The organism is Legionella sp. 39-23 (assembly GCF_001897665.1).
Taxonomy (GTDB): Bacteria; Pseudomonadota; Gammaproteobacteria; order Legionellales; family Legionellaceae; genus Legionella; species Legionella steelei.
This window is the reverse complement of sequence record NZ_MKTO01000044.1, coordinates 1-5,638: the sequence shown is the minus strand read 5'-3', so window position 1 is coordinate 5,638 and position 5,638 is coordinate 1. Positions and strand designations below refer to the sequence as shown.

Genomic DNA, 5,638 nt, shown 5'->3' with positions numbered 1-5,638 from the left:
GATGTTGAGACACTAGCGAGTTCAAGGATGAACTCAAATCAATGGCATTTACAGCTGCGCACAGGCACAAAACAAAAAACACCGTTACCCAACTAACTCTTTAGCCTTATCCCAAATATGCATCAGCTCTTCAAAGGGCAGGCCTTCCAGGTTAATTAATTCACGTTCCTCAGCAATCAGTTTAACCGCTCGTAATCGCCTTTCAAATTTAGTCAATGATTGTCCAAGGGTTACTCGGGGACTTAACTTACAAAAAATACATAGGGAAAACACCGCGTGGAGTAAATCGCCAATTTCTTCTTGCAAAGCGGTTTGATTCGCTTTAGAAAAGTCATGCTCCAGGTGCTCTTTGATTTCATCACACTCACTGTGAATTTGATCCATGATTTGGTCTGCACTTTGCCACTTGAACCCAAATTGAGAGGCTTCTTCCTCCAAAGCGCTAATTTTATCTAAAAGTTCCATGTTCTACCTAAAGGTGATTTGATGAGTGCTGTAGGTTTGGTCAACCAATAAACATAAACCCTTCATCACAATAATTGATAACTAAAGCTGATTTTACAACGGTTAGGGTCTGCGCGTAAAATACCCTCTAACTTCTCTTTAATAATCGGCAGTTAATGTCCAGTACAACCATAGAACAGTCAGACTTACTCTCCCAGAAAAAAAATCAAACAGACTCTTGGAATCCTCCTGTTCCACTAACCCATGAGTTAAACAATGAAACCCCATACCCGTTTGATGCGTTACCCAATACTCTGCAACAAGTGGTCAATGCCTATCAATGTTATGGGCAACAACCTCTATCATTAGTCGCTTGTTGCGCTCTAGCTAATCTGTCTTTAGCATGCCAAAGCCTTGCCAATGTGGCTCGTGACAGCTACCTGGTTAGCCCTGTGTCACTGTATTTTCTGGTCATCGCAAGTTCTGGTGAGCGCAAAAGTGCTGCTGATAATGTGTTTTCTAAAGCCATCCGCCAATGGGAAGCCGTGGTGCGTAAAAAACGAGAACCGGAACGATTGAGCGCATTAACCCAACATAAAGCCTGGCAGATGGAACGAGATGGACTGCTTACCCAAATCAAACGTACCGTCTATTCCGGTGAAGACAGCGATTATTACAAAGATTTACTCGATGATTTAGTTCACCAGGAGCCGGACATTCCCATACAACCCACCCTCTACTTTGAAGATGCAACCCAAGAAGCCTTGGCAATCCATTTGGCTCACGGCTGGCCGAGTGCCTCACTTTGGTCGGATGAGGCAGGCATTATTCTTGGCAGTCACAGCATGCAATCCAACCCCATGCGATTTGTGGCCTTACTCAATCGTTTATGGGAAGGGAAATCTTTTGCAGCACATCGCAAGACCTCACAAAGCTTTATCATTGAGCACAGACGCCTTACTTTAAACCTGATGATGCAACCCCTATTACTGGATCAGATGGTAAGTCAAGCTACTGGAATCAGCCGCCAAAGTGGTTTTTTGGCACGCTGTCTGATCGCCTACCCAGACAGCTCCATGGGAACGCGATTTTATCAAGAACCACCGGAACAACTGGACGGTTTAAAGGAATACGAGCAACGCATTACCGATTGTCTGGATCAATCCCAACGCTTAAACCAGTCAGGGTGTATTAACCTGCCCATCCTCAAAATGAACCCTCAAGCAAAGCACTTATGGATTGGGTTTTTTAACAGCATTGAAGCCGGATTGACTGCCCAAGGGCAATGGATGGAAATCAAAGATTTTGCCAGCAAAGCGGCTGAAAACGCAGTGCGTCTTGCTGCCCTCTTCCATCTTTTTTCAGGAAAAACAGGGGATATTAGTGTGGAGCACATCGAGCAAGCCATTACTCTAATGAATTGGTACTTAAGCGAGGCAAGACGCTTGTTAGAACCACAATCAAACCAGCCAAGTCTTGAGGACGCCCGAAAGTTGCTTGTCTGGCTCTTGCAGCAAAGACCACAAACCACAACGCCCCGCGACATTTTGCAATTTGGTCCATTGCGTAACAAGGAACAGAGGGACAATGCCTTGGAAACACTGGTGGAGCATCAGCACATTCGCCTTATTAAAACTGGAAATAAAACTCTTATAACTCTTAATCCCTGGTGCAAATAATCGGAATCGAATCCCAATCATTGCTACTTTTGCTACATTGCAACAGTTCAGGCTTAAACCAAAGCATTGCTGCGTCCTAAATCTTGATGAACTCAATAAATACAACAGGTTAGTCCTATTGTTCTCCTTGTAGTTATCCTCTAATTATGTAGCAATATAGATGCTACTGCATTGCTACATCGAGCTACACTTCTAAAGCATTAAAAAGACATCCTCTTATACCCAAAAGAGGGTGTCATCAGTGCCCCGGACTTAATTAAAAAGTTTCAAGATTTTGTTACTTTCAGAAGACAGTGACAATAAAAACCCAGTGTTTAAGCAGAGTCAGACTTCATTGACAATGACTTCTTGAGGTTGAACTCAATATCAATGGATAGTAAATTACCTGAAGTCGCTGTCAATGAACAACATCCTTTAATAATGAAAAATGATATTGCCTTATCGATATGTTCTTAATTTTTATCGCAAAAAACCAGTCTAGTGTAAGCGGCACTAAAGATTTATTGACAATGACTTTTAGCTAATGACTTTTAGCTATTGTCATAGTCTTCTGAAAGTGACATCCTGGGCTTTTATCCTACTATTCCTCAAAACAGAATTCAAAGATTAATAAAATACCCCTACCCTCCTCCTATTTGCTGTTATATCTCAATTAAGTGTTTTATATTATTAATTACCATTCTAAAATGAATATAATTATGTCGATTACCATGTCATCAGACTCCCTAAGGGCATTACGCCACCCAGAAATGAATGAAGTAGACTCAACCGTTATAAAATCTAATATACTGATTGAGCAGCAACTCAATGAAATTGTTAAAGACTATTTCTTTCACCCCAAATATTTTAAAGATGATAATATTAGTCTTGCAACTATATGTAAGTTTGCTCAAGCTGCCTCATTATCATATTCAGACGATAAAATATGGACAATAATAAAAAAACTATCTTCCTTCAGAAACAAAATTGCTCATAATTTACAACACCCTAAAAGAGATACGGAAATTAGAAACTTAAAGCATTTATATAATGCTCTCTTCCTTCATAAGTTAGATAAACATTTTCTGTGGAAAGATAATGATAGTGATGCGATGGGACTGCATATTGTCACTTTAACTTGTCTGAGCTTTTTAATTGAAGTACATAATGAAGTTAAAAGACTAAAAATATCCAGAATAAATTCTCGAGATAAAAAATAAGTTCGAATATAGACCAATCCCTAGGCTTTGGTGCACTCCTCCTATCGAAGAGTAATGCTTCAACGGATTGAAACTTCTATTAGCATATTTTATTCACTTTTAAGATCTTGGAATAGAGTATTTGCAATTATCATAATAGACCCTTCCTCCATCTTAGGTACTATTTAAACCTACAACAAGTATGAAAAGCACCACATGTATTAATAGAAGAAATATAATCCCCACCCTTTTATTAATGCTCAAACAACGCTTCAATTGTCGATTGAATCTCTTCTTGGCTGGGTTTAGCATAGCGAAATATTTCTTTAATAGAAACATTGCCACTTAGCTCCTGGGCAAAATGCACACCATGCTTATCAGTGACTTTCTTTAAAAAAGTATGCCGGAGCTTATGGGGTGTAAATTCAAATTGCTCTTGCTCTGGTAAAAATGCTAAGGCTTGTTTTAATACGCGCTGGCATATTCGATAAACATCTAAGGTTTGTAATCGAGTCCCATATCTTGTTAAAAATAATGGCTCATCATCTTGTGCATCCCTTTGTTCCAAATATTGCTCCAAATATTCCCTGCTCTCTTGTGGTAATGGAATTTTTTGACTAATTCGCTTCGACTTATGGCGTAGAACATCGTACAACCCTTTTTGTCGATACTGACCAACATTTAAAGAAACAACCTCTGACTCACGAAGACCTGTTCCAAGAAGCATGTAAAATAAAGCGGTTTCCATTAATGGATTTTGATTTTTGCGAGTGCAACTTTTAATACGCTGTTCACACGCTGATTTTAATCGCATTAATTGTCTTGACGTCAATCCATTCCAATCTGGAGCATCCGTTTGTAAATCTTTAACCTGAGCTAAGGGGTCACCTGCCAGTAATGGTCGTTGTTGATGCAACCATCGCCCGATATGACGTATAGTTGCTAACGTGCGATTAATTGACGTTGCCTTGTAAGGTTTTCCTGTTTTTTCCGAAATCGTCTTTATTAAGTTCTTTTGAAAATGTTTACTTACTGCAGGGGTCCAACTATCCACTAAGTCATGCCCTACTTCCATTTGGAAAAATTGAATGAATTTAGAGATGTCCTTCTTTTTTGCTTGCTCTGTTTTTTCTGGTGCTCCATTGACATGAACTGAGTAATAATACGACAACCAAGCTGATAGCGAATTAGTGTCAAAATGGACATCCAAAGGATGAAAAATCTTATCTATCACAAACTTTTGATTTTTTGAATTTGAGCGATCCAGTAAATTCATAAGGTCTCTTTTTTACTTTTCCCTCATCATACCCTGTTTGTGATGGATAAGGTACGTTATCTACCCCAAATAGGGTATTATAAATGAAACTACAATTAGAAATAATTAATCTTGGTGGCGAGATGATAAGACTGTTAAATTGCCCTACAAAATTATTATTAACTTGTACCTTAAATGCTTCAACATCCTGTACAAATAATGAGCCTATTATATTGGTATGTAAAATGTGTAATTTTAATGATAAAAATTCTAATCCTCGTGTAACTACCTCTACTATTTTATTAAAGCCTAATAAACATCAATGAACAATGATCGTCGATTTATCCGATTTAGTTGAAAATGGTAGCTTAGAAATAAAGGAACACGTTTATGTACTTACTTTTAAGAATTTAAATAATGCACAAGCCACATTTATAGATTTAGGAAAGATATTGCTTATTCAATGGGCATCACCCAAGATAGGGGTTCATGTAAAATCGGTAAACAAATTTGATATCAGGAAATTAAGACATGTTTAAATTTCTAGATTTTTTTAAAAACAGTAAAGACCAGATTGTTATATTCCAAGCACCTAATTTGCCACTCATTTGCTGGCTGATACTTACAATATTGAATTTGCTTTGGAGCAATTATCAACCAAAAATCCATAATTTTTTTAACTTGCTCAGTTTTGGCTTTATCTTTACCTGGGCATGGCTAGAGATAACAAGTGGGGTTAACTATTTTCGCCAAGCACTTGGTGTGTTAGTCATTATTATTGCAGTTGTTTTTAATAATTAGCTCTAACGCATGGTCACTGAATTTCTCTCAAATCCTAAAGTCTTCAAGAATCTACGCGCTGCTCCGAAACAGGCGTGCCAGCTTCAGCTTGTTTTAGAATTGATTGGATTTGAGTGTCTGTAAATTTTGATTTTTTCATAAGAGTATCCTGTATATAGTTTACGAGAAAATTCTACTTTTGGCACCAGTTATTTTTCGGGGGGATTACCCCCTAATCCTTTAAGAGCTATTTCAAGGCCACTGATTATGAACATGACCTTTCCCCTAAATTAGTACCACCT

At 38.2% G+C, this 5,638-nt stretch carries 5 protein-coding genes; 3 read left to right on the top strand and 2 right to left on the bottom strand.

Annotation, left to right across the window (positions count from 1 at the left end; translation table 11 throughout):
* Nucleotides 1-84: 84 nt before the first annotated feature.
* Nucleotides 85-465: a MazG nucleotide pyrophosphohydrolase domain-containing protein gene (locus tag BGO44_RS16935; protein WP_286823447.1), complete on the bottom strand. Its 381-nt coding sequence runs from the start codon at nt 463-465 to the stop codon at nt 85-87.
* Nucleotides 466-620: 155 nt separating this feature from the next.
* On the opposite strand from BGO44_RS16935, the gene BGO44_RS16930 reads away from it, so the two are divergent.
* The gene (locus tag BGO44_RS16930; protein ID WP_286823446.1) at nt 621-2,123 is read left to right on the top strand and encodes a YfjI family protein; all 1,503 of its coding nucleotides are present in this window, start codon (nt 621-623) and stop codon (nt 2,121-2,123) included.
* 698 nt (nt 2,124-2,821) lie between these two features.
* The gene (locus tag BGO44_RS16925; RefSeq protein WP_286823445.1) at nt 2,822-3,322 is read left to right on the top strand and encodes a hypothetical protein; all 501 of its coding nucleotides are present in this window, start codon (nt 2,822-2,824) and stop codon (nt 3,320-3,322) included.
* 232 nt (nt 3,323-3,554) lie between these two features.
* On the opposite strand, the gene BGO44_RS16920 is transcribed toward BGO44_RS16925, so the two are convergent.
* Nucleotides 3,555-4,577 (bottom strand): tyrosine-type recombinase/integrase, encoded by a 1,023-nt coding sequence (locus BGO44_RS16920; RefSeq protein ID WP_286823444.1) that lies wholly within the window; start codon nt 4,575-4,577, stop codon nt 3,555-3,557.
* 510 nt (nt 4,578-5,087) lie between these two features.
* Between BGO44_RS16920 and BGO44_RS16915 the strand changes: the two genes are divergently transcribed.
* Nucleotides 5,088-5,357 carry a hypothetical protein gene (locus tag BGO44_RS16915; protein ID WP_286823442.1) on the top strand — a complete coding sequence of 90 codons (270 nt, stop codon included), beginning with the start codon at nt 5,088-5,090 and terminating at the stop codon, nt 5,355-5,357.
* The last annotated feature ends 281 nt before the right edge of the window (nt 5,358-5,638 follow it).

Excerpts from the sequence above, each read along its gene's own strand:
- BGO44_RS16935 (WP_286823447.1), bottom strand. The coding sequence starts at position 465 with ATGGAACTTTTAGATAAAATTAGCGCTTTGGAGGAAGAAGCCTCTCAA.
- BGO44_RS16930 (WP_286823446.1), top strand. The coding sequence starts at position 621 with ATGTCCAGTACAACCATAGAACAGTCAGACTTACTCTCCCAGAAAAAA.
- BGO44_RS16925 (WP_286823445.1), top strand. The coding sequence starts at position 2,822 with ATGTCGATTACCATGTCATCAGACTCCCTAAGGGCATTACGCCACCCA.
- BGO44_RS16920 (WP_286823444.1), bottom strand. The coding sequence starts at position 4,577 with ATGAATTTACTGGATCGCTCAAATTCAAAAAATCAAAAGTTTGTGATA.
- BGO44_RS16915 (WP_286823442.1), top strand. The coding sequence starts at position 5,088 with ATGTTTAAATTTCTAGATTTTTTTAAAAACAGTAAAGACCAGATTGTT.